The sequence below is a fragment of the Ensifer sp. ENS03 genome (assembly GCF_014852035.1).
Taxonomy (GTDB): Bacteria; Pseudomonadota; Alphaproteobacteria; order Rhizobiales; family Rhizobiaceae; genus Ensifer; species Ensifer adhaerens.
The window spans coordinates 22,230-46,237 of record NZ_JACVAV010000009.1; the positions used below are offsets into that span (position 1 = coordinate 22,230).

22 protein-coding genes are annotated in these 24,008 nt (G+C 63.5%); 11 read left to right on the forward strand and 11 right to left on the reverse strand.

Annotated elements, in window-relative coordinates; genetic code table 11:
• The first annotated feature begins 32 nt into the window (after positions 1 to 32).
• From IB263_RS25705 to tsaA, 4 genes are read left to right on the forward strand one after another with little or no spacing between them, the layout of a single operon-like run.
• A complete protein-coding gene (locus IB263_RS25705) occupies positions 33 to 1,070 on the forward strand; it encodes an iron ABC transporter substrate-binding protein (protein WP_060601338.1) in 1,038 nt (345 codons plus the stop codon).
• Positions 1,071 to 1,093: 23 nt separating this feature from the next.
• The gene (locus IB263_RS25710) at positions 1,094 to 2,101 is read left to right on the forward strand and encodes an iron ABC transporter permease (protein WP_060601341.1); all 1,008 of its coding nucleotides are present in this window, start codon (positions 1,094 to 1,096) and stop codon (positions 2,099 to 2,101) included.
• Positions 2,098 to 2,922 carry an ABC transporter ATP-binding protein gene (locus IB263_RS25715; RefSeq protein ID WP_060601344.1) on the forward strand — a complete coding sequence of 275 codons (825 nt, stop codon included), beginning with the start codon at positions 2,098 to 2,100 and terminating at the stop codon, positions 2,920 to 2,922. Before IB263_RS25710 ends, IB263_RS25715 begins: the two co-directional genes overlap by 4 nt.
• Complete coding sequence (gene tsaA, locus IB263_RS25720) at positions 2,897 to 3,418, forward strand: tRNA (N6-threonylcarbamoyladenosine(37)-N6)-methyltransferase TrmO (protein WP_060601348.1); 522 nt, start codon at positions 2,897 to 2,899, stop codon at positions 3,416 to 3,418. The genes IB263_RS25715 and tsaA overlap by 26 nt, the downstream gene beginning before the upstream one ends.
• 58 nt (positions 3,419 to 3,476) lie before the next feature.
• Here the strand turns inward: tsaA and IB263_RS25725 are convergent, their stop codons facing one another.
• The 6 genes from IB263_RS25725 to ligD all read right to left on the reverse strand — a co-directional run bounded on the left by IB263_RS25725 (position 3,477) and on the right by ligD (position 9,741).
• Positions 3,477 to 3,683: a molybdopterin-binding protein gene (locus IB263_RS25725; protein WP_034799649.1), complete on the reverse strand. Its 207-nt coding sequence runs from the start codon at positions 3,681 to 3,683 to the stop codon at positions 3,477 to 3,479.
• 163 nt (positions 3,684 to 3,846) lie between these two features.
• Positions 3,847 to 4,620: an exodeoxyribonuclease III gene (xth, locus tag IB263_RS25730; protein WP_034799648.1), complete on the reverse strand. Its 774-nt coding sequence runs from the start codon at positions 4,618 to 4,620 to the stop codon at positions 3,847 to 3,849.
• 13 nt (positions 4,621 to 4,633) lie between these two features.
• Positions 4,634 to 5,275, reverse strand: coding sequence for an alpha/beta family hydrolase (locus IB263_RS25735; protein ID WP_034799647.1), 642 nt, complete (start codon positions 5,273 to 5,275; stop codon positions 4,634 to 4,636).
• Position 5,276: 1 nt separating this feature from the next.
• On the reverse strand, positions 5,277 to 6,359 hold the full coding sequence (locus IB263_RS25740; protein WP_060601354.1) for a tetratricopeptide repeat protein: 1,083 nt from the start codon (positions 6,357 to 6,359) through the stop codon (positions 5,277 to 5,279).
• Positions 6,359 to 7,243, reverse strand: coding sequence for a Ku protein (locus IB263_RS25745; RefSeq protein WP_034799645.1), 885 nt, complete (start codon positions 7,241 to 7,243; stop codon positions 6,359 to 6,361). Before IB263_RS25745 ends, IB263_RS25740 begins: the two co-directional genes overlap by 1 nt.
• Positions 7,244 to 7,269: 26 nt before the next feature.
• Positions 7,270 to 9,741 carry a DNA ligase D gene (gene ligD, locus IB263_RS25750; RefSeq protein WP_110818863.1) on the reverse strand — a complete coding sequence of 824 codons (2,472 nt, stop codon included), beginning with the start codon at positions 9,739 to 9,741 and terminating at the stop codon, positions 7,270 to 7,272.
• Between the two features lie 133 nt (positions 9,742 to 9,874).
• Between ligD and IB263_RS25755 the strand changes: the two genes are divergently transcribed.
• From IB263_RS25755 to IB263_RS25765, 3 genes are all read left to right on the forward strand, one after another.
• Positions 9,875 to 10,522 carry a TetR/AcrR family transcriptional regulator gene (locus IB263_RS25755; RefSeq protein ID WP_060601360.1) on the forward strand — a complete coding sequence of 216 codons (648 nt, stop codon included), beginning with the start codon at positions 9,875 to 9,877 and terminating at the stop codon, positions 10,520 to 10,522.
• Between the two features lie 164 nt (positions 10,523 to 10,686).
• Positions 10,687 to 12,966 (forward strand): methyl-accepting chemotaxis protein, encoded by a 2,280-nt coding sequence (locus IB263_RS25760; RefSeq protein WP_110818864.1) that lies wholly within the window; start codon positions 10,687 to 10,689, stop codon positions 12,964 to 12,966.
• Positions 12,967 to 13,093: 127 nt separating this feature from the next.
• A complete protein-coding gene (locus IB263_RS25765; protein WP_060586255.1) occupies positions 13,094 to 13,903 on the forward strand; it encodes a phosphate/phosphite/phosphonate ABC transporter substrate-binding protein in 810 nt (269 codons plus the stop codon).
• 25 nt (positions 13,904 to 13,928) lie between these two features.
• Here IB263_RS25765 and IB263_RS25770 read toward each other — a convergent pair whose 3' ends face one another.
• Positions 13,929 to 14,672 (reverse strand): SDR family oxidoreductase, encoded by a 744-nt coding sequence (locus tag IB263_RS25770; protein WP_034799642.1) that lies wholly within the window; start codon positions 14,670 to 14,672, stop codon positions 13,929 to 13,931.
• A gap of 97 nt (positions 14,673 to 14,769) precedes the next feature.
• Between IB263_RS25770 and IB263_RS25775 the strand changes: the two genes are divergently transcribed.
• A complete protein-coding gene (locus tag IB263_RS25775; protein ID WP_110818866.1) occupies positions 14,770 to 15,675 on the forward strand; it encodes an AraC family transcriptional regulator in 906 nt (301 codons plus the stop codon).
• 129 nt (positions 15,676 to 15,804) lie between these two features.
• Entirely contained in the window at positions 15,805 to 16,392 is a 588-nt protein-coding gene (locus IB263_RS25780; RefSeq protein WP_034799640.1) for a YqaA family protein, read from the forward strand.
• A gap of 16 nt (positions 16,393 to 16,408) precedes the next feature.
• Here the strand turns inward: IB263_RS25780 and IB263_RS25785 are convergent, their stop codons facing one another.
• From IB263_RS25785 to IB263_RS25800, 4 genes are all read right to left on the reverse strand, one after another.
• Positions 16,409 to 17,848, reverse strand: a complete 1,440-nt coding sequence (locus IB263_RS25785; RefSeq protein ID WP_113553967.1) for an amidohydrolase family protein — start codon at positions 17,846 to 17,848, stop codon at positions 16,409 to 16,411.
• Positions 17,841 to 18,947 (reverse strand): amino acid ABC transporter permease, encoded by a 1,107-nt coding sequence (locus IB263_RS25790; RefSeq protein ID WP_083523537.1) that lies wholly within the window; start codon positions 18,945 to 18,947, stop codon positions 17,841 to 17,843. Before IB263_RS25790 ends, IB263_RS25785 begins: the two co-directional genes overlap by 8 nt.
• 3 nt (positions 18,948 to 18,950) lie before the next feature.
• Entirely contained in the window at positions 18,951 to 20,099 is a 1,149-nt protein-coding gene (locus IB263_RS25795; protein WP_110818868.1) for an amino acid ABC transporter permease, read from the reverse strand.
• 171 nt (positions 20,100 to 20,270) lie between these two features.
• A complete protein-coding gene (locus IB263_RS25800) occupies positions 20,271 to 21,302 on the reverse strand; it encodes an amino acid ABC transporter substrate-binding protein (protein ID WP_051659497.1) in 1,032 nt (343 codons plus the stop codon).
• Positions 21,303 to 21,541: 239 nt separating this feature from the next.
• Between IB263_RS25800 and IB263_RS25805 the strand changes: the two genes are divergently transcribed.
• Positions 21,542 to 22,228: a GntR family transcriptional regulator gene (locus IB263_RS25805; RefSeq protein ID WP_034799636.1), complete on the forward strand. Its 687-nt coding sequence runs from the start codon at positions 21,542 to 21,544 to the stop codon at positions 22,226 to 22,228.
• Positions 22,229 to 22,382: 154 nt separating this feature from the next.
• Entirely contained in the window at positions 22,383 to 23,972 is a 1,590-nt protein-coding gene (locus tag IB263_RS25810; RefSeq protein WP_110818869.1) for an ABC transporter substrate-binding protein, read from the forward strand.
• The last annotated feature ends 36 nt before the right edge of the window (positions 23,973 to 24,008 follow it).

Consider the following 24,008-nt stretch of genomic DNA (forward strand, 5'->3'; position numbering starts at 1 on the left):
CCTGACCGATCCCTCTCGCTATCGTGGCCTTCATGTTGAAATCTCTTGCGATAATCTTCTCAGCCGTGCTCGGCCTTGCCTCAGGCGCCGCCGAGGCGCGTACGATCACCGATGCCGCAGGGCGGACGGTTGAGGTTCCCGATACCATCACCCGCGTACTTGCTGCCGGCCCGCCGGCCTCGGTCCTCACCTATGTTCTGGCGCCGGACAAGCTCGCCGGCTGGGTGCGCGAGCCGACGGAGGAGCAAAAGGCATATCTGCTACCGTCGGTCCGCGACCTGCCGACCTATGGCCAACTCACGGGCAAGGGCGGCAGCGCCAACGTCGAGGCGGTGCTTGCCGCCAAGCCGGACATCATCCTCGACGTTGGAACCGTCAACGACACCTACCGCTCGCTGGCCGATAAGGTGCAGGCGCAGACCGGCATTCCCTACGTGCTGATCGATGGACGCTTCGCCGATAGCGGCAAGACGCTGCGCGACGTCGGCGCGCTGCTTGGCGTGGCCGAACGCGCCGAAACGCTCGCAACCTATGCCGACCAGCGGATCAAGGATCTGAACGACAGTCTCGCCATGATACCGGCCGATCAAAGGCCGCGCGTCTATTATGGCCGCGGCCCGGAAGGGCTAGAAACGGGGCTTTCCGGCTCGATCAATGTCGAGATCCTGGAAGCCGTCGGCGCCGAAAACGTCGCGGCGGCAGCCGGCAAGGGCAGCCTGACCCAGGTGTCGCTCGAACAGATTCTCTCCTGGAACCCGGACGTCATCATCGCAGCCAGCGGAAAGTTCGCAGCCTCGGCAAAGAAGGACCCGCTCTGGGCCGACGTGAAGGCAATCACGACCGGTCGAGTCTTCACCGCGCCGTCCCTGCCTTACGGCTGGTTCGACTCGCCGCCTGCGATCAACCGAGTGATCGGCGTCGTCTGGCTGCAGAAGCTGTTTTATCCCGACCGCTTCAAGGGGGACCTGAAGGCTGAGACCCGCGATTTCTACAAGCTGTTCTACCAGGTCGACCTGGCGGACGAACAAGTGGCCACGCTCCTGAAGGGGGCGGTGCCGGCTTCGAAATGAACCGGAGGCAGGAAACATCGGGCATGCTGGCCGACGGGCGCAAGGGCAATCTCTGGCTCCTCGTCGGCCCCCTCCTCCTGCTCGCCCTGGTGTCGATGTCGGTCGGCAAATATGCCGGCCCGTCGGAGATCGCCGGGGCGCTGCACGCGGCCCTATCGGGACAGTCGAGCGACCCCGTTCTTTCAACCGTGCTCTGGAACGTGCGGCTGCCTCGGGTGGCGGGTGCGATCCTGATCGGCGCAGCACTTGCCGCAGCCGGCGCCACCTATCAGGGGCTTTTCCGCAATCCCCTCGTCTCGCCGGATATCCTTGGCGTTTCCGGCGGTGCCAGTCTCGGCGCCGTCATCGGCATCTTTCTGTCGCTGCCGGTCCCGGCAATCCAGGCGATCAGCTTCGCCGGCGGGCTGCTCGCCGTCGCCGCCGTCTATGCCGTCGGCATGGCAATCCGCGGACGCGATCCGGCCCTGACGCTCGTTCTGGCAGGGATCTCCATCGGCGCCCTCGTCGGTGCGGGCATATCGCTGATCAAGATCCTCGCCGATCCCTATGACCAGTTGCCGGCGATCACCTATTGGCTGCTCGGCAGCCTCACTGCGATCACGCGTCTCGACGTCGTTTCGATCCTGCCGTCGCTTTTGATCGGGCTGGTGCCGCTGGTGCTTTTTCGCTGGCGCATGAACCTGATGACGCTCGGCGACGAGGAAGCCCAGACCTTGGGCGTCGACACGCGTCTTACCCGCGCATTGCTGATCGCGGCGGCAACGCTGATCACTGCGGCGGCCGTCTCCGTCAGCGGCGTCATCGGCTGGATCGGCCTCGTCATCCCGCACATCGCGCGCATGCTGGTCGGCCCGGACTTCCGCCGCCTGCTGCCGGCCTCGATGATATCTGGTGCTGCCTATCTGCTTGTTGTCGACATGCTGGCGCGCAGCATCGCGCTCATCGAAGTGCCGCTCGGCATCCTGACCGCTGCCGTTGGTGCGCCCTTCTTCCTATGGCTGCTCGCCTCCGGCCGGAGGGCCTGGCAATGACGCTGGACATCAGGAATCTCGCCTTCGGCTATGGCCGACGCACGGTAGGCGAGAATGCCTCCCTGTCGCTCGCAACCGGCGAGGTTCTGGCCCTGCTTGGCCCCAACGGCGCCGGCAAGACGACGCTGTTCAAGACCGTCCTCGGTCTCCTGCCGGTCAAGGCCGGCGATATTCTCCTGGACGGTCGACCGCTTTCCGCCTGGTCGCGGCGCGAACGCGCCAGGCAGATCGCCTATGTTCCGCAGGCGCATGCGGCACTTTTCCCGTTTACAGTGCTGGAGGTGGTGTTGATGGGGCGAGCCCCTCACCTCGCGCCGTTCTCATCGCCTGGCACTCGCGACCGTCGGATTGCCATGGAAGCCCTCGGCGGCCTCGGCGTGGCCCACCTTGCCATGCGCCCCTATACCGAGATCAGCGGTGGCGAACGCCAGATGGCGCTGATTGCCCGCGCACTGACGCAGGAACCCGCCATCCTCGTCATGGACGAGCCGACCGCCAATCTCGACTATGGCAACCAGATGCGGGTGCTTTCGCATGTCCGAGCGCTGGCGGCACGCGGGCTTTCGGTGGTGCTTTCGACGCACAATCCGGATCACGCCTTCCTGGTCGCGGACCGCGTCGCCCTTCTCCACGCCTCGAAACTCATCGCGCTCGGCTTACCCAAGGACGTGTTGACGCCCGCCGCTCTCAAACAACTCTACGACATCGATGTGGTGATCGGCTCGATCGACGGCAGCGACGCCCGTCTCTGTGCGCCGCGCCTCACCACCCCCTCTATAAGGAAAGGAACTGACCATGGTCCGCCAGAACGAAATCCGTGAGAACGAGGTGACCGTGGCACCGCCCGCGGCAACCGACGCCGGTCTCGTCTTTATCGGCCGCATTTCCACGCCCTGGACCTCGCGCATGGAAACCCCTCGCCAGGGTCGGCATGACGGCCCGGTCTGCCGTATCGAAATCTTCGAACCCTGGGTCCTGGCGCTGAAAGGCGTGGAGGCGTTCGAGCGGCTGGAAATCCTCTACTGGCTCGACCGTTCGCGGCGCGATCTGGTGTTGCAAAGCCCAGCCAGCAACGGCGAAGTGCACGGAACATTTTCACTGCGCTCGCCGGTTCGGCCGAACCCGATCGGCACCTCGATCGTCAAGCTCGAAGCCGTGGAAGGCTCGAGCCTTCTCGTGCGCGGCCTTGATTGCCTCGACGGTACGCCACTCATCGATCTGAAGCCCGACCGGACGCTGTTCAAGCCGATTGCGCCGCCGCAACGCGGCGACTTCGAGACCGGCGACGGCAAAGCGCATTACTGCCAGAAGGCGTGATCCGGTCGCGATTTGGCAGGGCGCGACGGTCGATCCACGCGCCCTTGCCGCAAGCGTATCAGTCGATGCCGACCATGACATCCGAGGCCTTGATGACCGCATAGGCTTCGCCACCGACCTTCAGGCCAAGTTCGTCGACCGACTCGTTGGTGATCGCTGCAGTCACGATCGAGCCGCCGACGTCGATCCGGACATGGGCGGTGGTGGCGCCCTTGATGACTTCGACAATCTTGCCCTTGAGGCGGTTGCGCGCGCTGATTTTCATGCGGTTCTCCTTCGTGTTGACCAGGCTGAATGTCGCGGTCACCGCATTCAGCCGCTAGGCCGGACGGGGTTTACCCCGGATCGCGGCTGCGAATAGCGGCGTTCGAGGCGAAACAGTATCACCGTCGCGCATGGACGTGCAGTCTCCCCGCAGCATTGTCAGGTCAATCGCGGAGCGTGATCCACACCGGCGCATGATCGCTCGCACCCTCCATGCCACGAACCTCCCGGTCGATGCCGGCACCGGTAAGCTTGCGAGAAAGCTTGCGGCTGAGCAGCATATGATCGAGCCGAAGCCCCGCGTTGCGCTGCCAACGGTTCCGGCGATAGTCCCAGAAGGTGAAAAGCTGGTCCTTCGGGTGGATCTTGCGCAGCGCATCGAGCCAGCCCTGGTCGAGAAGTTCGCCGAATGCGGCGCGGCTTTCGGGCTGGACCAGCGCATTGTCGTCGTAGGAGGTTGTCGGGTAAATGTCGCGCGGCTCGGGAACTATGTTGTAGTCGCCGGCAAGCACGACAGGCAGATCTAGGGCGAAGAGTTCGGCGGCATGTTTGGCCAGACGCTCGTGCCAGGCAAGCTTGTAGACGAACTTGGGGCCTGGCTGTGGGTTGCCGTTGGGCGCGTAGAGACAGGCGACCAGGATGCCGCTGACGGCAGCCTCGATATAGCGCGCCTCGGCATCCGACGGGTCGCCGTCGAGCCCGACACGGGTCAGCACCGGCTCGCTGTCTCGGGCGAGGATCGCGACACCGTTCCACGCGGATTGTCCCTGCCGCACGGCGCCGTAGCCGGCCGCTTCGATCGCCGAGCGCGGGAACTGCCGATCGGGCGCCTTCAACTCTTGCAGACAGACGATGTCCGGCTCCGCCTCGCCCAGCCAGGCGATCAGGTTGTCGAGCCGCCTGTTGATGCCGTTGATATTGAAGGTGGCGATCTTCATTCCGGCGATCGGATCAGCGTGTCAGCCGGGCAGCCCAGGCTGCCACCGCATCGGCCAAGGTCCTTAAATGATCGGCGGTCGAAAAGCCGGAAATGCTCTTGCGCGGTTTGAGATCATGGTCTCCGTCCTCGAGCCACAGGACTTCGATCGCATCGGAAAGCACGTAGTTCTGCACTTCCTCGCGCGTGCCGAATTCGTCGCGGGTTCCCTGGCAGATCAGCGTCGGCGTCTTGAGGCCGGCCAGGTGCTTGGTGCGCAGTTGCTCGGGCTTGGCTGGCGGATGGAAGGGATAACCGAGGCAGAGCAGCCCGGTGATCCTGCCGGCCGCATGCAGCGGATCGGCGATCATGCTCGCGACGCGTCCCCCCATCGACTTGCCGCCGATGATAAGTGGGCCTTTGACGTCCAGATCCTCGATGGCGGCGAGATATTCCGGATTGAGCGTGTCGGCGCGAGGCGGCGGCTTGCGCCCCTCAACGGTGCGCCTTGCCGCCATATAGCCGAACTCGAAGCGTGCAACGCGAAAGCCTGCCGTCGCAAGCGCCCCTGCGGTCGCGGTCATCGAAGCCGAATCCATCGGCGCGCCGGCGCCATGGGCAAGAAGGATGGTGACCGCGGCATCGTCGGGTCCGTCGAAGAGAAATTTGTCGCCCATATCAGCCTGTTCTCGGGCGGCTCTGCAGGTCGACATATTGCACGCCGCGCTCCGCCGTTCGCGCCCATTCGCTATCGCTATCGAGTTCGAGATAGCGGGTCCACCAACGCTTCGCCTCCGCGAGATCGCCGGCATCGAATTCGAGTTTCGCCAAGTTGAAGACGGCGTCGGCATAGTCGCCGTCGATCTCGATCGCCTTCCCGAGATGCCTGCGCGCGGCGTCGATCCGCCCCCGTTCGTTCATCAGCCCCGCGAGGTTGAACCAGGCCTCGACGAAGGATGGATCGAGCTTGATGGCGCGGGCGTAATCATGGGCCGCATCTAGCTCCCGTCCGGCTACCTTCAGGCAATTGGCGCGGTTGAAGGCCGCGACCGAATCCGTCCGGTCCATGGCAAGATAGCGTTGATAGAAGGCCGCAGCCTCCAGGTAGTCGCCATTGGCTTCCGCCTCCTCGGCCAGATCGAAGAGATCTTCCAGGGCGGCATCGTCGGGTGTGTCGAGATCGAAGAGCAATTGCCCATTCAGCTCGCTCAGGCCCTCGGCGCTGCGGGCATAGATCGCATCGGTGCCACCGTGGTGCAGCGAAAGCGCCGTCAACGAGGCGACCGGTCCGGAGCGATGAACGGACCGGGCGATCGCGCTCCAACTCGCGCCGCTGGCAATCAGCTCGGCATATTTCCTGGCGAGGATGAGGTCGCGGAACGAGTAGGGCTCGCTGCCATGCTCGAAAGCGTCGAACAGGGAGAGCAAGTCGAAGATGCGCGGCGAGAGCCTCGCCTGATCGATCAGCGACTGGCGACTAAGCGCGGACGCAGCCGGCACCGACATCAACCCCAAAAGGCGAAGAAAGCCGTTCTCGCTGATAAGCCACCGCCCGGACGAATGTTCGGCATCGAAACGGGCTTCGATCTCCGCCTCGCTCGATTTGGCAAGCAGGCTGCGGCCGAACACCAGATAGGTCGTCTGGCGCGTCACGCCGCGACGCACGTGGCCGTGCTGGCGCTCGACCTCGCGCGCCACAAGCCGGCGCGGGAAGGCCGACAACGCCCCGACGATACCGAATGTCTGGCCTGCAACAGCCATCAGGCTTTCTTCTTCGCGGCCGGCTTTGCCGCCGTCCGCTTGGCTGGCGCTGCCGCCTTGGTGGTTTGCTTGGCTGCCGGCTCGGCCTTGGGCTTGCTCTTTGCAGGCGGCTTCGACTGCGACAGGCTCGCCTTCAGCGCATCCATAAGGTTGATGACATTGCCGCGCTCAGGGGCTGCCGCAATGATCGGCTTATGACCTTTGAGCTTCTCGCGGATCATCTTCATCAGCGCGATCTCATAACGATCCTCATAGTTCTTCGGGTCGAAGACCGTCATCTTCTGCTGGATCAAGGCTTCGGCAAGCTGCAGCATTTCAGGGTCCGGATGACCAACGGGTACATTGCCGAAATATTCAGCGGTTCCGCGCACTTCGCTCGGGTTTCTCAGCGTACAGACGAACATTCCGGTTTCGCGCGCGCCGATGGTCACGACGCGTTCACGGCTCGAAAGCACCAGGCGCGCGATCGCCACCTTGCCGCTCTTTTTCAGCGCTTCGCGCAGGACGACGAAGGTTTCCTCGGCCATCGCGCCGTCGGGCGCGAGATAATAGGGCGCGTCCTGGTAGATCACGTCGACGGAGCCTTCATCGACGAAGGCCTCGATGTTCATCGTGTGATTGGATTCGATCCTGACGCTGTCGAGATCGCTGTCCTCGATGATGATGTACTTCTTGTCCTCGTATTCGTAGCCCTTGACCAGATCCGAGCGCTCGACGAGCCCGAGTTCCGGGTCGACCGGCTTCATGTTGATCCGGTTATGGGTGTCCTTGTGCAACTGATTGAAGCTGATGCGCTCGCTCGAACTGGTCGCCGGATAGAGCCTAACGGGGCAACTGACGAGACTGAGTTTGAGATAACCTTTCCAACTTGCCCTGGGCGCCATTGATGTCTCCTACGCGGCCAAACGCATTACGTCCTCGTTTCGGACAGAAGCGGCAGATCCTTGGCAAAGTCGTCGATATCCGCCCAGGGATCGCCGAAAGTATCCAGAAGTCCAGGCAGCGAAGAATAGTTCAAATCCTCCGGAGCGTCGATAGTCTCCAGATCCGCCCACTGAAGCGGGGCCGAAGCCGGCAGATTGGTGCGTGCCCGCAGCGAATAGGGAGCGGCCGCCGTATGGCTGCGGGCATTGCGGTGGAAGTCGATGAAGATGCGCTTGACGCGGTTTTCCTTGCCCATGGTCGTGGTGAAGGTCTGGGGTGCGGTCGCCGCCAGCCGCGTCGCTATCGCGCTCGTTGCCTGGTGTGTCTTCTTCCAGTCCAGCTTCGGTTTGACCGGCACCACGACGTGGATGCCGCTGCCGCCAGACGTTTTGACGAAAGGAACGAGGCCGATTGCTTCCAGCTCGCCGCGAATATGGACCGCTGCCTCGACCACGTCGCGCCACGAGATCCCCTCGCCGGGATCAAGATCGAAGACGACGCGATCGGGCTTCTCCAAGCGCGTGCGCCGCGAACCCCAGCTATGAAGCTCGATCACGCCGAACTGAGCGAGCGCCAGATAACCCTTCGTGCCCTCGATCGAGAGGAAGGACTTGCTCTCGCCCTCGGAATTGGTCGCGTTGAAGCTGACGATGGAGGGCGGCATGCCGGTGAAGGGATGGCGCTGGAAGAAGCAATCGGCCCGCTTCCCCGTCGGGCAGCGGAAAAGCGACACCGGTCGTCCGAGGATATGCGGCAGCATGAAATCGCCGACGAGCGCATAGTAGACGGCAATGTCGAGTTTGGTCGGTCCGGATCTTCCGAACACCCGGCGGTCGGCGTTGGTCACCTGGATCGTCGCCAGGTCGGCGTCCGTGATCAGCCGCTTGCGCGGCGCCGTCGCCGGGGCCGAAAGCTCGACATCGCGAAGCCCCTTGAACACCGCATGCCGCAAGACATTGTCGGTCGTGCGGTTGGAGTAGTGGATGCGGGCGGATAGCACCGGCCGCACCCAGAGGATTTCCTTGGGCGCACCGTCCAGCGCGGTCTCACCCCCGCGCAAGGCTTGCAGCCGGGCGAGTAATTGCTTGGCTGTCGCCGCATCGAAGCCGGTGCCGACCTTGCCGCGGTAGTGCAGCTCGCCGCCCATCCACTCCCCGAGCGCCAGTGCCGCCAGCCCCTCGGCCGCCTCTGAGACGGTGTAGCCTGCGATCACGAAGTCTTCGCTTTTGAGCGCTTTGGTCTTGGTCCAGGTCTGGGTGCGTCCGCTGCGGTAGGGTGCGGAGGCACGCTTTGATACGATCCCTTCCAGCCCCAGCTCGGCCGCCTGATCGTAGAGCCCGCGCCCGTCGCCTTCCACATGGTCGCTGAACTGAATGGCGGAACGGCTCGATATCTGCCCTTCAAGCAGCTGAGCCAGCAGACCCTTGCGCTCTTCCAACGGAACTTCGGCGAGATTCCAGCCGTCGAGATGGAGGATGTCGAAGGCATAGAAGACGAGCTTGCCATCGGTCCCGGATGAAAGAGCCTCCTGCAACAGCGAGAAGCGGCTGATGCCCTTGTCGTCGAGAGCGACGATCTCGCCATCGATCATCGCTTCCCGACAAGGCAGCTTGCGGAATGCGTCTGGCAGATCGCCGTAGCGTTTCGTCCAGTCGAGCCCGCTGCGCGTGATCAGCCGTACGGAACCATCCGAGAGATCCGCCATCGTGCGGTAGCCATCGAACTTGATTTCGTGCAGCCAGGTCTGTTCTCCCGGTGAGGCCCCGGGCGGTTTCGGGGTCGGGCTGGCGAGCTGCGGCTCGATTCGCTGCGGCTTCGGACCTTTCACAGCGCCCGGCAACGAGCCGGGCTTGAGGACGGCCGGCTTCGCCGCTTTCGCCGGCTTCGTTGGCGGCTCGACCAATTCTTCGATGCGCCGCCCGCTTTTCACGCTCTCCGGGCGTGCCGTCAGAACGTCGACATCAGGATCGGCGGCTGGATCATGCTCTTTGAACAGCAGCCAGTTGCGCGTGTCGTCGTCTCCCGGTTTCGGCTTCAGCCGCGTCAGCATCCAGCCGCCATTGAGCTTTTCGCCGGCTAGACGGAACTTGAACGCGCCGGTTCTCAGGCTCTTTTCGATATCGTCCATCGGTGCCCAGACGCCGGTGTCCCAGACGATCATCGGTCCACCCCCATATTCGCCTTCCGGGATGACGCCCTCGAAGTCGACGTAGTCGAGCGGATGATCCTCGGTCTCGACAGCCAGCCGTTTGTCGGCGGGGTTGAGCGACGGCCCCCTGGGGACCGCCCAGCTTTTCAGCACGTCGCCGACCTGTAATCTGAGATCATAGTGATCGGCAGTGGCATGGTGCTTGTGCACGACGAAACGATTGCCCTCCGCGCCACTTCTTCCGGCAGGCTCCGGCGTCCGGGAAAAGTCCCGCTTCGCACGATAGGTCGTGAGTTTCGACGTCGCCATGCAGCAAAGCTAGAACGTGTTCGCAAAGGTCGCAATATCCGCCACGGCCAGGACACGCGGCACAGAAATTTCGGAAAACAATTGCTTTCTCAACTCGGCTCACCTAAAAACTCGATGAATTTGGAAAGCCGCCATGATCGAAAAGCAGAAGCCGCGACGCTCCCGCGGCCGTCCCCAGGTCCGACCGGACGACGAGACGCGCCAGGTGATCGTCCTCGCCGCCGAACGGCAATTCTGCGACTTCGGCTACGAGGCGGCGAACATCAACGTCATAGCTCAGAATGCCGGCGTTTCCACCAAGACACTCTATCGGCTGTTTCCCACCAAGGCCGATCTCTTCGAGCGCGTCATCTCCCTCAGGATCGCCGAGTTCGTACTGGAAGCCGATGAAGAGAACCTGGAAGATCTGGGCGTAAGGGGTGGCCTGGTGCACCTGCTTGCCGCCTACGGACATCTCGTGCTCTCGCACGACACGATCGCGATCATCCGCCTGGTGCTCGCCGAGGCAGAACGCTTTCCGGAAGTTGCTGCCACCTTCTGGGAACAGGCGATCCAGCGGACAAGTGCCACCTTGGAGCGATGGCTGAGGACGCAGGTGGCCCACGGCCGGCTCGCGCTGGCAGACCCGCGTCTGACCGCAGGCATGCTGCGCGGCATGATGGCGATGGAGCCGCAACGCGCCGTCATGATGGGTTGCCTTGGCACCATCGACGAGGCGACGATCACGGCGCGAGCAGAAAGCTGCGCCGACATTTTCCTGACAGGCGCCTTGCCGAGATAGAGCCGTCGCTCTTCACGGCAAACTTTGGCGATGTCATCCAGCTGTCATCAAGCTGTAACGTGAGACCGTATAACTCTCCGCGCGGAAGCCCTTCCGCCGGACGCATGAGGCGTCGCGACCAGCCTTCGGCATGGCCTCCTCCCCTTGCACGTCCGGTGATTGTTATGCGTTTGTCCGCGAAGCTTCCTCTCGCTGCGGCGGCTCTGGCCGCTTTTTCCATTGCTGCCACCAGTCTTGCCAGCCTGACCGTCAGCGGCAATCTCTCGTCACGCGCGGCAATCGAAAAGCTGGAGGCGCTCGCCGATGCCCGCCGCAACGAGCTACGCCATTACCTCACCACCGTGGAAAACGACCTGCGCAATCTGCAAGCACAGAAGTCCGTCGCCAAGGCGCTAACCGACCTCAATGGCGCAGCCGCCAAGTTCGGGGAAAAGACCGAAAGCGAATTGCAGCGCCGCTACCTGGCGGAAAACCCCAACGCCGAAGACAAGCGCGCCCTCTACAGTTCCGCCGGCGTCGACGACTACGACGCGCTGCATGCGCGCTATCACCCGTTCTTCCGGCGCTTCGCCGAAGCCCACGGCTATCGCGACGTGCTGCTCGCCAATCTCAGCGGCGATGTCGTATACGCCCTCAACAAGAAAGGGGATTTTGGCGTCAGCCTCAAGGACGTGGCCTGGAAGGACACCGGGCTTGGCCGCGTCTTCCGGGAAACGGCCGAGGGAACGGACAAGAGCAAGCTCGCCTTTGCGTCCTACGAAGCCTATGCCCCGCTTGGCGGCAGCCCCGCTGCGTTCGTCGCCATCCCCCTGGAATCGATTGACGGCAAGATCGGCACGCTGATCCTTGAAATGCCGGATGGGCGCATCGGCGAAATCGTCGGCAACCGCACGGGCCTTGGCGAAACCGGCGAAACGATTTTGCTCGACGGTAACGGGTTCTTCCTCGCCGACAGCGCCGCCACACCCGGCAACGATATGCTGAAGGCCCGGATCGTGGTTGAGCAGCCGGCGGAAGACGGCATCGTCAGCAGCAGGCTTGCGGATTTCCGCGGCGAGGAAGCCCAGATGGCGGCCACCAACCTTGATGCTTTCGGCACGCGCTGGACCATTGCTGCGGTCATGACCTCGCGGGAGGCCTTTTCCGCGGTTACCGCCTTGCGCAACTGGACGCTCGCGACCGCGCTTGCCGTCCTCGCGGCTGCGCTGGCGATCTCCATCTGGTACTCGCGCCGACTGACACACCCGATTACCGGTCTCGTCCGCGACATGAGCCGGCTCGCCGATGGCGACACGACGATCAGCGGTGTTGGCGGTACCCGCAAGGACGAGATCGGTGACATGGCCCGCTCCGTCCTTGTTTTCCGGGACGCTCTTCGCGACCGTGCCCGCCTCGAAACCGAGGCAGCGGAGACGCGAACCATGATCGAGGAGGAACGGCACGGCCGCGAGACGACCCAGGCCGAGGTATCGCGCCAGATCAACGAGGCCGTCGAAATGCTGGCCTCGGGGCTCGAACGCTTGTCCCACGGCGATCTGACGGCCCGCATCGACCGCCCCTTCGGCGCCGGCTTCGATCGCCTGCGCTCGGACTTCAACCTGTCGCTGGAGAGCCTGGCGGTCACGCTCGGTGACGTGAAGGCGAGAAGCGCCGAGATCGACGGCGAAACCGGCGAGATGCGCGACGCCATCGGCCAACTCGCCAAGCGCACCGAACATCAGGCGGCGACGCTGGAGGAAGCGACCGCGGCGCTCGGCGCAATCACCGCCACCATCGGCCGCACCGCAGAACACGCCACATCCGCAACCACGATCGCCGCCGCTGCCAAGGCGAGTTCCGATCGTTCGGGTCAGGTGGTGATGAACGCCGTCTGCGCCATGGCCCAGATCGAGAAGGGATCGGTCGCCATCTCTCAGATCATCGGCACGATCAACGATATCGCCTTCCAGACCAACCTCCTGGCGCTGAACGCAGGGGTCGAGGCGGCGCGTGCCGGCGAAGCGGGTAAGGGCTTTGCGGTCGTTGCCCATGAGGTGCGGGAACTCGCGCAGAAGTCGGCGCAGGCCGCCCGGAAGATCAAGGCGATCATCACCGCGTCGGCCGAGGAAGTGGCGAAGGGCGTTTCTCTCGTCAGGGCCGCTGGCGACGCGCTCGACGAAATCTCCGGTCAGATCCACGCGATCAACGAGCAGACGCTGCAGATCGCGGGCGACGCGCGCAACCAGGCAACCGACCTGCAGCACATCAACCAGACCATGCTGTCGCTGGACGCCGTGACCCAGCAGAACAATGCGATGGTCGAGGACAGCACCGCCATGACCCACAGGCTCTCAGGCCAGGCATCCGGCCTGTTCGATCTGGTCGAGCGCTTCCGCACGACATCCAGCGGACGTCGATCTGAAACGGCCGCGGTGGAGCGGGCTGGCCTTCGCCGCACGGCCTAGCACCGCACATCGGCGCCGCCATCCAGACGCATGGCTGCCACCGCTTTGGCGCCGCGACCACGGCCTTGACGCTTCGCCGAACGCATTTTACGCCATGGCGGGAGTGCTCATGGAGCGCGGGGAAACCATGCGGATAGCCAGCCTTGCGATGTATGTCAGCCCTCAGCCGCTCGCGGCCGCAACGGCAACGCTCTGGGCGTTCCTGCGCGACGACCTGCGGCGCGAGGGCCTGACGGATGTGCCCGACCGATTGGACGCCGTCCTCCATCATGCCGATGCCTGGCTTCATCCGGCGCTGCTGCTCGCGCAAACCTGCGGCTATCCCTACGTGCGACATTTGCGCGGCAAGGTTCGCCTTGTCGCTACGCCGGTCTACGGGCACCCGGGCTGCAACGGGCCCGACATGTGCAGTTTCGTCATCGTGCGAGCAAACGCACCGGTCCGTTCCCTCGAAGATCTCCGGGGGACACGGGCTGCCATCAACGATCCGATCAGCAATTCCGGAACCAACCTGTTGCGCGCCGCGATCGCGCCCCGCAGCCGCAATGGCCGGTTCTTCTCCTCTGTTGCCGAAACCGGCAGCCATTTGGCAAGCATAGATGCGGTTGCATCGGGCACTGCCGACGTGGCCGCCATCGACTGCGTGACCTATGGCAACACGCAACGTTTTGATCCGGAACGCGTGGCCGGTCTGCGGGTCTTGACCGCCACCGCCAGCACGCCGGGCCTGCCTCTCGTCACCCGCGGCGACGCCTCGGACGACGAGCTTTTGCTGCTGCGCAGTTCACTCGGACGGGCGATCACGGAGCCCCATTTGGCTGAGGCCCGCGCTGTGCTTTCCCTAAAAGACTTCGCGGTTCTGTCGGATGCCGATTACGAGCCTGTGGCGGAACTGGCGCGGTTCGCGCATCGTCTCGGCTACCCCGAGATCGCCTGAAGACGCGCAGTTGAGTTCAGGTACGTCAGCCTGCCTGTGCCAGCGCCACCGCATCGTCGCCGGCCGGGAAATGGAGCTGGCCGGACAAATCGTTCGCCGCTTGCCAGACGGCCTCCGCGACGTCGGCCTCGGTCGTCACCAGAGACGGTGCTGCAAATTGGGCGAAGATCGGCGCTGCGAATTCGGCATAGGCCTCGGGGATCAGGTCCTCGACCCGCATCGTCGTGTTGTGAGCAAAGCGCGTGGTTGGCGCGTAACCTGGCTCGACCAGCTTGACACGGATATCGAAGGCGGCAAGCTCGTGGGCAAGCGAACCGGTGAAGCCAGTGATCGCCGTCTTGCTGGCGGTATAGGCGGCAGCCAGCGGCATGGAAGCAAGCGTCACGCTGGAGGTGACGTTGACGACGACGCCGGACCGGCGAGCACGGAACTGCGGGATCACCGCCTGGGTCATCGCCATCACGCCGAAGGTATTGGTGTCGAAGACCTTGCGGATATGGGACATCGGCGTTGCCTCGAAGGCACCCACCACGCCGATGCCCGCATTGTTGACGAGCGCATCGATCGGACCGCTTTCCGCGATGGCGGCTGAGACGCTGTCGGGATCGGTGACATCGAGTGCCAGCAAACGAAGCCGCTTCGAATTCGGCAGAATATCGTGTCGGGGCGAGCGCATCGTGGCAATCACGCTCCAGCCTTCGGCATGAAAGCGGCGCGCAGTCTCCAGCCCGTAGCCGGAAGAGCAGCCAGTGATCAGTACGGTCTTCATAGCGGTATCCTTCGTGGTTGCGATGGAAACGGAGTACTGCGCGGACTGCGGACGTTCTACGGCTTGAAGTCCTGATTTTATTTGCTAGCATCCTGAAATGACCGATCCCCTCTCGCAGCTTATTCAGCTTCTCCGCCCACGCACAGTGTTCACCAAAGGCATCAGCGGTGCCGGCCGCTGGGCGGTTCGCTACTCCGAATTCGGTCATCCGAGCTTTTGTACCGCCATCGAGGGATCGTGCCGGCTGGCAGTCGATGGCGAGGCGCCGGTGACGCTGCAGGCGGGCGACTTCGTGTTGTTGCCTCGCACGCCCGGCTTCACCATCTCGGGCTTCGATCCGGTTCACCCGACCTTCATCGATCCCAAGGCGGCGCCGTCACCGGTCGGCGAAGTTCGCCATGGCAGGCAGGACGGCGAACCGGACGTGCGCCTGCTCGGCGGCTATTTCGTCCTCGACTCGCCCGACGCCGGACTGCTCGTTTCGCTGCTGCCGGCATTGATGCATCTACGCGGGATAGAACGGCTTTCGACGCTCGTCCGCATTGTGGGCGAAGAAGCACGCGACGAGCGCCCGGGCCACGACCTGGTTCTCGCACGCCTTGTGGAAGTGATGCTTGTCGAGGCGCTTCGATCAATTGAAGGGGAGAGCGCGTCACCCGGCCTGTTGCGCGGGCTGGGAGATGCGCGGCTGGCGGTGGCCATTCGCCAGATCCACGCCGATCCCGCCCATCCCTGGACCGTGGCGGAGCTGGCGCACGAGGCCGCACTGTCCCGCTCCGTCTTCTTCGAGCGCTTCACGCGCGCCGTCGGCGTGCCACCGATGGAGTATCTGCTCGTCTGGCGCATGGCGATCGCCAAGGACCTGCTGCGGCAACGCGAACTGGATCTTGCCGCCGTCGCCGAACATGTCGGCTACAGCTCGGCAAGCACCTTCAGCACGGCCTTCAGCCGCCATGTCGGGCAACCGCCAGGGCGCTACGCGCGCATGGCGGCTGCCCAATAATACCGGCACGGCTTCTCGTGAGAATTGTCTCAAATACAGAAGTCAGCCACATTTACACCCTGCTCTCTGGCCTATAGACGAGCCTTGGGGCCCGTAAACGGACCCCGGGCCAACAGAGAACCGCACCTCATGCTCCGACGCCTGTACGATTGGACAATGTCGCTCGCGACACGGGAAACCGCCATTGTCTGGCTTGGCATCATTGCCTTTGTGGAAAGCTCGATCTTCCCGGTTCCGGCCGATCTTCTCTTGATCCCGATGGCGCTGGCGCGCCCGGAACGGGCCTGGCGCTATGCGCTCGTGGCGACGGTCTGCTCGGTACTTGGCGGCATCGCCGGCTGGTATCTCGGCCATTATGCCTTCGACACCATCGCAAGGCCATTGCTCGAGTTCTACGGCAAGCTCGACACCTTCGAGCATCTGAAGGCCTCGGTCGACAGTGAGATGCTGGCATTGCTGCTCGTCACCTCGGGCCTGGCGCATCTGCCGCCGATCAAGGTCGTGACCATCCTTTCAGGCGCCGCCAACATCAATCTCGGCCTGTTCATCGTCTCGGCGATCATTGCCCGCGGCGCGCGATTCTTCCTGCTCGCCTGGCTGCTGCGCCGTTTCGGCGAAGAGATCCGGGATTTCCTCGAAAGGCGTCTTGGCGCGCTGGCGGGCGCGGCGGCGACAGTCCTGATCTGCCTCTTCGCCGCACACCGCTTTCTGTCCTGACGGACCGCGGCCGGAATTACCTGCGCGGGAGTGAGAGCGGCGCAAGCGTCCCCATTGCGCGACCCTTCGTGTCGTTCTCAGCCGCCTTGCGGCAAGCGTAGTCCTGCGCTTCCTGGAGCTTTGCGAGCGCGCCGTCATAATCGATCAAGGTCGGGCGGCCATCACTGACGACGCAAGTGCCGTCCACGTGGACACGCTCGATCGCCCGCTCGGCCGCGCAATGCAGGAGATTGCGCAAGGGGTCGTAGACCGGCTGCATGGCGTGGTGCCTGAGATCGACCACCAGGAAATCCGCCTTCGAGCCGACGGCGATCCTGCCGATGTCGTCCCGGCCAAGTGCCCGCGCGCCGGCGGTCGTCGCCGCCTCGAAGATGTCGCTGGTGGATACGTCGAAGACGGACTTGCCCGAGAGCCGCGCGCAGATCATCGCCTGGCGCATTTCTTCGAGCATGTTGAACGGATAGCTGTCGGTTCCGAGCGCGACGTTGACGCCGGCGCGGCGGTAGCGGCCGACCGATTCCAGCGCCATGCCGCTGCGCGAGAAGGTGACCGGGCAATGGGCGACGGTCGTCTGGCGATCGGCGAGCAGACGCAAGTCGATCTCCGTGCGCTGTCGCGTCCAGGAATGGCTGTCGACGAAGATGCAATGACCAAGGATCAGGTCCTTGCCGAGCAGACCCAGCTTTTCGAGATATTGTACGGCCGTCAGCCCGTGCCGGCGCAAGAGTTCTTCGTGCTCGGTCATGGTCTGGGCAGCATGAATGGTGATCGGCATGCCGCGCTGACGCGCTGCCGCCACCGCATCCTGCAGCAGTTCCGGCGAGCAGGTCTCGATCTGCGACGGTGCGACGACGCCGCCAAGGCGTCCCGATGGGTGCGCATTCGCAGTATCGACGACCTCAAGCGCTCGCGCAAAGGCATCGCGTCCCCGCGCCCTGTCCCAACGGAAGTCAAGACGATGGCTGTCTTCGACGTGCCATTGCGCTTCGCGGAAACCCGGCGCGACGAAGGCGCGTGCACCACTTTTGGCAAGCGTCGGCAGCCAGCTCGCATGCGGGCCGGCAATATCGAGCAGCGTGGTGACGCCACTACGCATCAGGTCGCCGACCATGACCGTCAGCGACGCCTCAATCGCATCGTCATCGATTTCCAGAAGGTTGGAGTATTCGTAGAGCGCGTTGCCCCAGAGCGCTGCCGTCCCCATGTCCTCGAAGATGCCCTTGGAGATCGGCTCCTCGCCGGAATGGCAATGCACGTTGACGAAGCCCGGCAGGATCATGCGGTCGCGGCCGGAGCTTTCGCTGACGAACGGACCGTCATAGTGGCCGCCGACATGCACGAAGCCCTTCTCGTCATAGGCGACGTCGGCGTCGTTGAGATAGACATGGCCATTAAGCTTGCGGTCGAAGGCGACGAGCGTATGCGCTTTGCGGATGACGTGGATCTCTTTAGTCATGCGTGGTCCTGAAATATTGCTCGAGGAAACGGCTGTAAGCCCCCATGAGAGCGCTGAAAATGAAGTATACAACAGCCGCGAAGACATAGCCCTCCAGCACCGCGATGCCCTGCCATTGCGGGTCGCGCATGGCGGTGCGGACGGTGTCGAGGAAGTCGAGCAGACCGACGATCGTCACCAGCGTTGTATCCTGGAAGAAGCCGATGAACAGGCTGACCAAGGGCGGAATGACCTTCTTCAGCGCCTGCGGCAGCACGATTTTACGCATGATCTGCCAGTAATGCAGACCCAGCGAATGGCCGGCCTCGACCTGCCCGTTGGGAACCGCCTGCAGGCCGCCGCGCACGATCTCGGCGATATAGGCGGCGGCAAAGAGGATGATCGCCACCTGCGCCCGGACGAGCTTGTCGATGGTGATGCCATTGGGCATGAACAGGGGCAGCATGACCGTCGCCATGAACAGGATGCTGATCAGCGGCACCCCGCGCACGATCTCGATGAAGCCGACGCCGAGGACGCGGATTGCCGGAAGGCTCGATGCGCGGGCGAGCGCCAGCGCAATGCCAAGCGGGAGCGCGCAGGCAAGCCCGATGAAGGAGAGCATGAAGGAAAGCGGCAGCCCGCCCCATTGCGTCGTGGGCACGACCGTGAGGCCGAAATAGCCGCCCGCCATCAGCACATAGAGCACCGGCAGGACGACGGCGACCCAGGCGATCAGCAGTCCCCGCCCCCAGACCTTCGGCATCATCGAGACGAGGCAGGCGCCGAGAAACAGAAGCATCGCCGTCAGCGGACGCCATTGCTCTTCAAAGGGATAAAAGCCGAAAAAGATGTAGCGCATCTTCGCCGAGAGGAACGGCCAGCAGGCGCCGCTGGTCGCCTTGCATTCCGCCGGCGTGCCGACAAAGGTGGCGTCGACGAAGAGCCAGCCGATTGCGAGCTTGGCGAGCGCAAAGACCGTGCCGAGGCAAAGGATGGTGATCAGCGCATTGCCGGGCGTGCCGAAATAGGCGCTGAACCAGCGGCTGCGCGATGCCGGTGGCGCTTCGCGGCTCGGCGCAAGCGTCGCATTGCTCACGAGGGTGTCGACCTGTGTCATGGCTCAGCGCTCCCTCAGCGCGACCTGCGCATTGTACCAGTTCATCACCAGCGAGATCAGGATCGACAGGCCGAGATAGACGCCCATGAAAATGGCAATGGCTTCAATCGCCTGGCCCGTCTGGTTCATAATCGTGTTTGAGACCATCACCAGATCCGGATAGCCGATGGCGATCGCGAGCGAACTGTTCTTGAACACGGTCAGATAGGTGTTGGTGAGCGGCGGAATGATGATGCGCAGCGCCTGCGGCAGGATCACGAGCTTCAGCGTGCGTGCCCGCGACAGGCCAAGAGCCGTCGCCGCTTCCCACTGCCCCTTGCTGACTGCCTGGATGCCGGCGCGAACGATTTCCGCGACATTGGCCGACACGCTGAGCGTCAGCCCTAGCAGAAGCGCCACGAATTCGGGGCGCAAATGATAGCCGCCGCTCAGGCGGAAGCGGCCGAGTTCCGGCACATCCCAGGTGACCGAGATGTTTGCGAAGAGGATGGTTGCGGCGAGCGGCAGCAGAAACGCGATCGTCGCGAACAGGGCAATCGGCCGCTCCTTGCCGGTTACGATGCGGCGGCGGCCGAGAATGCGCGCGGTAACGACGGCGGCAGCGACGCCGACAACAAAGGCCGTGACCAGCGCAGCGAAACCGCTCTGCCAGTGCAGCGCCGGCGTGACCAGGCCGCTGTTCGAGAGAAAGACGCCGGGAAGCATCTCGATCGCCTGCTTGACTGGCGGAAACACGGAGATGATCAGCGAATACCAGAGCAGAAGATAAAGCAGCAGCGGCACGTTGCGCAGCGCTTCCACATAGGCAAGCATCAGCCGCGACAACACCGGATTGTGCGACAGCCGCCCGATGCCGACCAACAGCCCGAGAACAGTGCCGAACAGGGCAGCGAGCAGCGAAACCTTGACCGTGTTGGTGATGCCGACGAGGATCGCGCGGCCGATCGTATCCGTCGGCTCATAGGTGATGGCAGATTCGGTAATGACAAATCCGGCCTGGCGCGCCAGGAAGCCGAAACCGGTCGCAATATCCTGCTTGGCAAGATTGGCGCTTGCGGTGCTGAACATCACCCAGGCGATGAGCAGCACGACGCCGACGGCGATCACTTGATAGAGATAGGCGCGAATGCGCGCGTCATAAAACAGGGGCATCGGCACCCGTCCCTTGGAGCACAATGATCTCGGGCCGGCGCGACCCAAGATCATAACTTGATCGATTTCTATCGTTTATAGTACGGCGGCATACCGCGCGCACTCTCCACGGGCCGATTAGGCACCATGTGGAGACGTGGACCCGAGCGAAACGCGCGGGCCCGTCGATTCTCAACGGAACGGCGGTGCGTAGAGCAGGCCACCTTCGCTCCAGCGCGTGTTCGGGCCACGCGTCAGGCCAAGCGCGGTCTTGGTGCCGAGGTTGCGCTCGAACACTTCGCCGTAGTTCCCGACGCCCTTGATGATGTTGTAGCCCCACTTGTTGTCGAGGTTCAGCATCTTGCCGAGTTCTTCGCTGACGCCGAGCATGCGCTGGATCTCCGGATCCTCGCTCTTGGTCATCTCGTCGACATTGGCCTGGGTGATCCCACGCTCTTCGGCAGCCATCAGCATCCAGGCAGACCAGGAGACGATGTCACGCCAGTTGGAATCGTTCTGGCGAACGGCCGGCGCCAGCGGCTCCTTTGAGATCGTTTCCGGCAGCACGACGTAATCGTCCGGGTTGTTGGCAACGGCGCGGATCGAGGCAAGGTCCGAACGGTCGGACGAGATCGCCTCGCAGCGGCCGGAGAAGAAGGCGTTGCGGTTTTCGTCCGGGCTTTCGAAGACGACCAGCTCGAACTTGCCGCCGATCGTACGGAAGAAGTCGCTGAGGTTCTGGGCGGTCGTGGTGCCCGGCAGCGTGCAGATCGCTGCGTCGGTCAGTTCCTTGGCGCTGCTGACGCCGAGCGACTTCGGCACCATCAGACCCTGGCCGTCGTAGAACACGGTCGGGCCGAAATCGAGCCCGAGTGAGGTTTCGCGCGAAAAGGTCATGGTCGTCTGGCGCGACAGCATGTCGATCTCGCCGGACTGAAGCGCCTGGAAGCGCGTATTGATGTTGGTCAGGACGAAGTCGACCTTTTCCGGATCGCCGAATACGGCAGCCGCCACGGCGCGGCAGACATCGACGTCGAAGCCTTCCATGTGACCCTTGGCATCGGCCGTCGCAAAGCCCGGCGTGCTCATCGAGACGCCGCAGATCAGCTTGCCGCGGGCCTTGACGGTTTCGAGCGTCGTCGCGGCGTTGGCAGCGGTCGCGGCCACCAGGCCGACGGCGATGCCGGCAACTGTCGCACAGAGCTGCAGAATCCTGCTGTTCATGAATTCCCTCCCATTGGCTGTTCCCTTTCAGGCCTTCTCAGGTCGCGCGGTCCTCTCCGCACGCCTCCTCCCGAACCGGCCGGCACCGGTCTTGTTTGTCGGCGCCTGCAATTGCATACGACAAGAGAATACAAACATCAACATTATTGTATACAATATTGACGACCATTTGGACGGGCGCTATCGAAGACAAGGGACATGTTCGGCCGGTCCCCGATCGGCCCGTTGGGGAGGCAACCTTGTCTGAGAAATCTAGCCGCAGCGAAGTGGTCTACAAGCTTTTGCGCCAGGCGATCCTGGAACAGGCCCTGAGGCCCGGAACGAAACTTTCCGAAGATACGATCGCCGACCATTTCAAGGTCAGCCGTACCAGCGTTCGGGCGGCCCTGGTCCGGCTCAACGCAGAAGGCATTGTCGATTTACGCGCCAATAAGGGCGCCTGCGTGGCCGAGCCGACATTGGAGGAAGCCCGCGACATCTTCGCACTGAGACGCATGCTCGAAGCCGAGGTGATCCGACGGCTCGTCGCCGATCTCGACGCCGCCGGCGTCAAGCGGCTACAGCAGCATGTCCGGCAGGAGGAGACGGCGCTTACAGATCACGGCCCGCTTTCGATCCGGCTCGCTGGCGAGTTTCACATCCTGCTTGCCGAGCTTACGGGCTCACAGGCGCTGACGCGGTTCGTCCGCGAGATCGTCTCACGCTGTTCGCTGATCCTCGCTCGCTTCGCGCGGCTGCATTCGCCGGAATGTGCCGTCGACGAGCATGTCCAGATCATCCGCGCCCTGCAATCGCGCGACACCGCCACGGCGGAACGGATCATGCTCGAACACCTCGACGCGGTCGAGCTTCGCGCCGAACTCGACACCGACAAGACCGAGCCGGATATCTCCGCGATCCTGCAACGCTACGCCCGCAAGGGGTGACGGCGCCTCAACTATTCGGTCGAGAATACGACTTTCTTTCGCCGATCTGCGCCACCATCTGTCGCGCGGCAACACACCAGGCGCGGCATCTGCCTCCAATATCTGCAACGATACCGGTTACACCGGGTGGGTCTTGCAAGAGAGGGAGTAAGACATGCCAATTGAACTGGAATTCATGAGCAAGCAGGTTGCCGCGGGCCGGCTGTCGCGACGGGAGTTTCTCGGACGCGCCGCGGCACTCGGGATAACCGCCGCCTCGGCGAACCTGCTGCTTGGCCAAGCGGCCCGCGCCGCAGGGCCGGTCAAGGGTGGAACACTCAAGGCGGGCCTCGTCGGCGGGGAATCGACGAACAGCCTGGACCCGGCAACCTGGGCAAGTCAGGTCCCCTACACGCTCGGGCGCTGCTGGGGCGAACAGCTCGTCGAAGTCTCGCCGACGGGCGAGATCGAGTACCGGCTTGCGGAAGCCTACGAGGCGACGCCGGACGCCAAGACCTGGCGCTTCAACATCCGCAAGGACGTGACCTTCCACAACGGCAAGGAGCTGACCCCGGCCGACGTGGTGGCGACGTTCGAGCGTCATGGCGACGCGGACTCCAAGTCTGCGGCCCTGCCCTTCGTTCAGGACTTCGAGACGATCAAAGTCGATGGCGACAGCGTGGTCATCACGCTGCGCGCGCCCAATGCCGACCTGCCCTATATCGTCAGCGATTACCACCTGATGATCCAGCCGAACGGCGGCAAGGACGACCCGACGGCGGGCATCGGCACCGGCCCCTACAAGGTCGTGTCCAACGAGCCGGGCGTCAAACATATCGCAGAGCGGCACGAAGGTTATTGGGGCTCGGCCGAGCGCGGCCATGCCGATCAGATCGAAATCGCTGTCATCAATGACTCGACCGCTCGGACCGCGGCCCTCCAGAGCGGCCAGATCCACATGATCAACCGCATCGAGCCCAAGGTGGTCGCCCTGATCAGTCGCCTTCCCGGCGTCGTCATACGGAATGTGCCGGGCAAGGGTCACTATGTCTTCATCGCCCATTGCAACACTGCGCCCTTCGACAACAACGACCTGCGCCTGGCGCTGAAATATGCCGTCGACCGCGAGGAGATGGTGGCAAAGGTGCTCGCCGGCTATGGCACCGTCGGCAACGACACGCCGATGATCAAGGGCTATCCGCTGTTCGACAACGATATCGAGCAGCGCGTCTTCGATCCGGACAAGGCGAAGTTCCACTACAAGAAATCCGGGCACAGCGGCTCGGTTCTGCTTCGGACCTCCGATGTCGCCTTTCCCGGCGCTGTCGATGCGGCGCAACTCTTCCAGATGAGCGCCGCCAAATGCGGGATCACCATCGACCTGAAGCGCGAACCGGGCGACGGCTACTGGTCGGACGTCTGGAACAAGCAGCCCTTCAGCATGTCCTATTGGACAGGGCGGCCGACGCAGGACCAGGTCTATTCGATCGCCTATCTCTCCAAGGCCGAGTGGAACGATACCCGCTTCCTCCGGGAGGACTTCGACAAGCTGATCTTTGCGGCGCGTGGTGAACTCGACAACGCCAAGCGCAAGGCACTCTATCATCAGGCGGCGATGATGCTGCGCGACGAAGGCGGCGTCATCGTACCGATGTTCAACAACTATATCGACGCGACCAACGACAAGGTCGGCGGTTGGATCGATGATCCGAACGGCGAACTGATGGGCGGGCACGCGCTGACGAAATGCTGGCTCAACGCCTAAACCAGCGACGCGAATGACGGGAGGTCCGCACTCGGC

Excerpts from the sequence above, each read along its gene's own strand:
- IB263_RS25705 (WP_060601338.1), top strand. The coding sequence starts at position 33 with ATGTTGAAATCTCTTGCGATAATCTTCTCAGCCGTGCTCGGCCTTGCC.
- IB263_RS25780 (WP_034799640.1), top strand. The coding sequence starts at position 15,805 with ATGCTCCGACGCCTGTACGATTGGACAATGTCGCTCGCGACACGGGAA.
- IB263_RS25740 (WP_060601354.1), bottom strand. The coding sequence starts at position 6,359 with ATGGCTGTTGCAGGCCAGACATTCGGTATCGTCGGGGCGTTGTCGGCC.
- IB263_RS25735 (WP_034799647.1), bottom strand. The coding sequence starts at position 5,275 with ATGGGCGACAAATTTCTCTTCGACGGACCCGACGATGCCGCGGTCACC.
- xth (WP_034799648.1), bottom strand. The coding sequence starts at position 4,620 with ATGAAGATCGCCACCTTCAATATCAACGGCATCAACAGGCGGCTCGAC.
- IB263_RS25760 (WP_110818864.1), top strand. The coding sequence starts at position 10,687 with ATGCGTTTGTCCGCGAAGCTTCCTCTCGCTGCGGCGGCTCTGGCCGCT.
- IB263_RS25775 (WP_110818866.1), top strand. The coding sequence starts at position 14,770 with ATGACCGATCCCCTCTCGCAGCTTATTCAGCTTCTCCGCCCACGCACA.
- IB263_RS25770 (WP_034799642.1), bottom strand. The coding sequence starts at position 14,672 with ATGAAGACCGTACTGATCACTGGCTGCTCTTCCGGCTACGGGCTGGAG.
- ligD (WP_110818863.1), bottom strand. The coding sequence starts at position 9,741 with ATGGCGACGTCGAAACTCACGACCTATCGTGCGAAGCGGGACTTTTCC.
- IB263_RS25810 (WP_110818869.1), top strand. The coding sequence starts at position 22,383 with ATGCCAATTGAACTGGAATTCATGAGCAAGCAGGTTGCCGCGGGCCGG.
- IB263_RS25795 (WP_110818868.1), bottom strand. The coding sequence starts at position 20,099 with ATGCCCCTGTTTTATGACGCGCGCATTCGCGCCTATCTCTATCAAGTG.
- IB263_RS25755 (WP_060601360.1), top strand. The coding sequence starts at position 9,875 with ATGATCGAAAAGCAGAAGCCGCGACGCTCCCGCGGCCGTCCCCAGGTC.
- IB263_RS25745 (WP_034799645.1), bottom strand. The coding sequence starts at position 7,243 with ATGGCGCCCAGGGCAAGTTGGAAAGGTTATCTCAAACTCAGTCTCGTC.
- IB263_RS25715 (WP_060601344.1), top strand. The coding sequence starts at position 2,098 with ATGACGCTGGACATCAGGAATCTCGCCTTCGGCTATGGCCGACGCACG.
- IB263_RS25765 (WP_060586255.1), top strand. The coding sequence starts at position 13,094 with ATGCGGATAGCCAGCCTTGCGATGTATGTCAGCCCTCAGCCGCTCGCG.
- IB263_RS25785 (WP_113553967.1), bottom strand. The coding sequence starts at position 17,848 with ATGACTAAAGAGATCCACGTCATCCGCAAAGCGCATACGCTCGTCGCC.
- IB263_RS25800 (WP_051659497.1), bottom strand. The coding sequence starts at position 21,302 with ATGAACAGCAGGATTCTGCAGCTCTGTGCGACAGTTGCCGGCATCGCC.
- IB263_RS25790 (WP_083523537.1), bottom strand. The coding sequence starts at position 18,947 with ATGACACAGGTCGACACCCTCGTGAGCAATGCGACGCTTGCGCCGAGC.
- IB263_RS25725 (WP_034799649.1), bottom strand. The coding sequence starts at position 3,683 with ATGAAAATCAGCGCGCGCAACCGCCTCAAGGGCAAGATTGTCGAAGTC.
- tsaA (WP_060601348.1), top strand. The coding sequence starts at position 2,897 with ATGGTCCGCCAGAACGAAATCCGTGAGAACGAGGTGACCGTGGCACCG.
- IB263_RS25710 (WP_060601341.1), top strand. The coding sequence starts at position 1,094 with ATGCTGGCCGACGGGCGCAAGGGCAATCTCTGGCTCCTCGTCGGCCCC.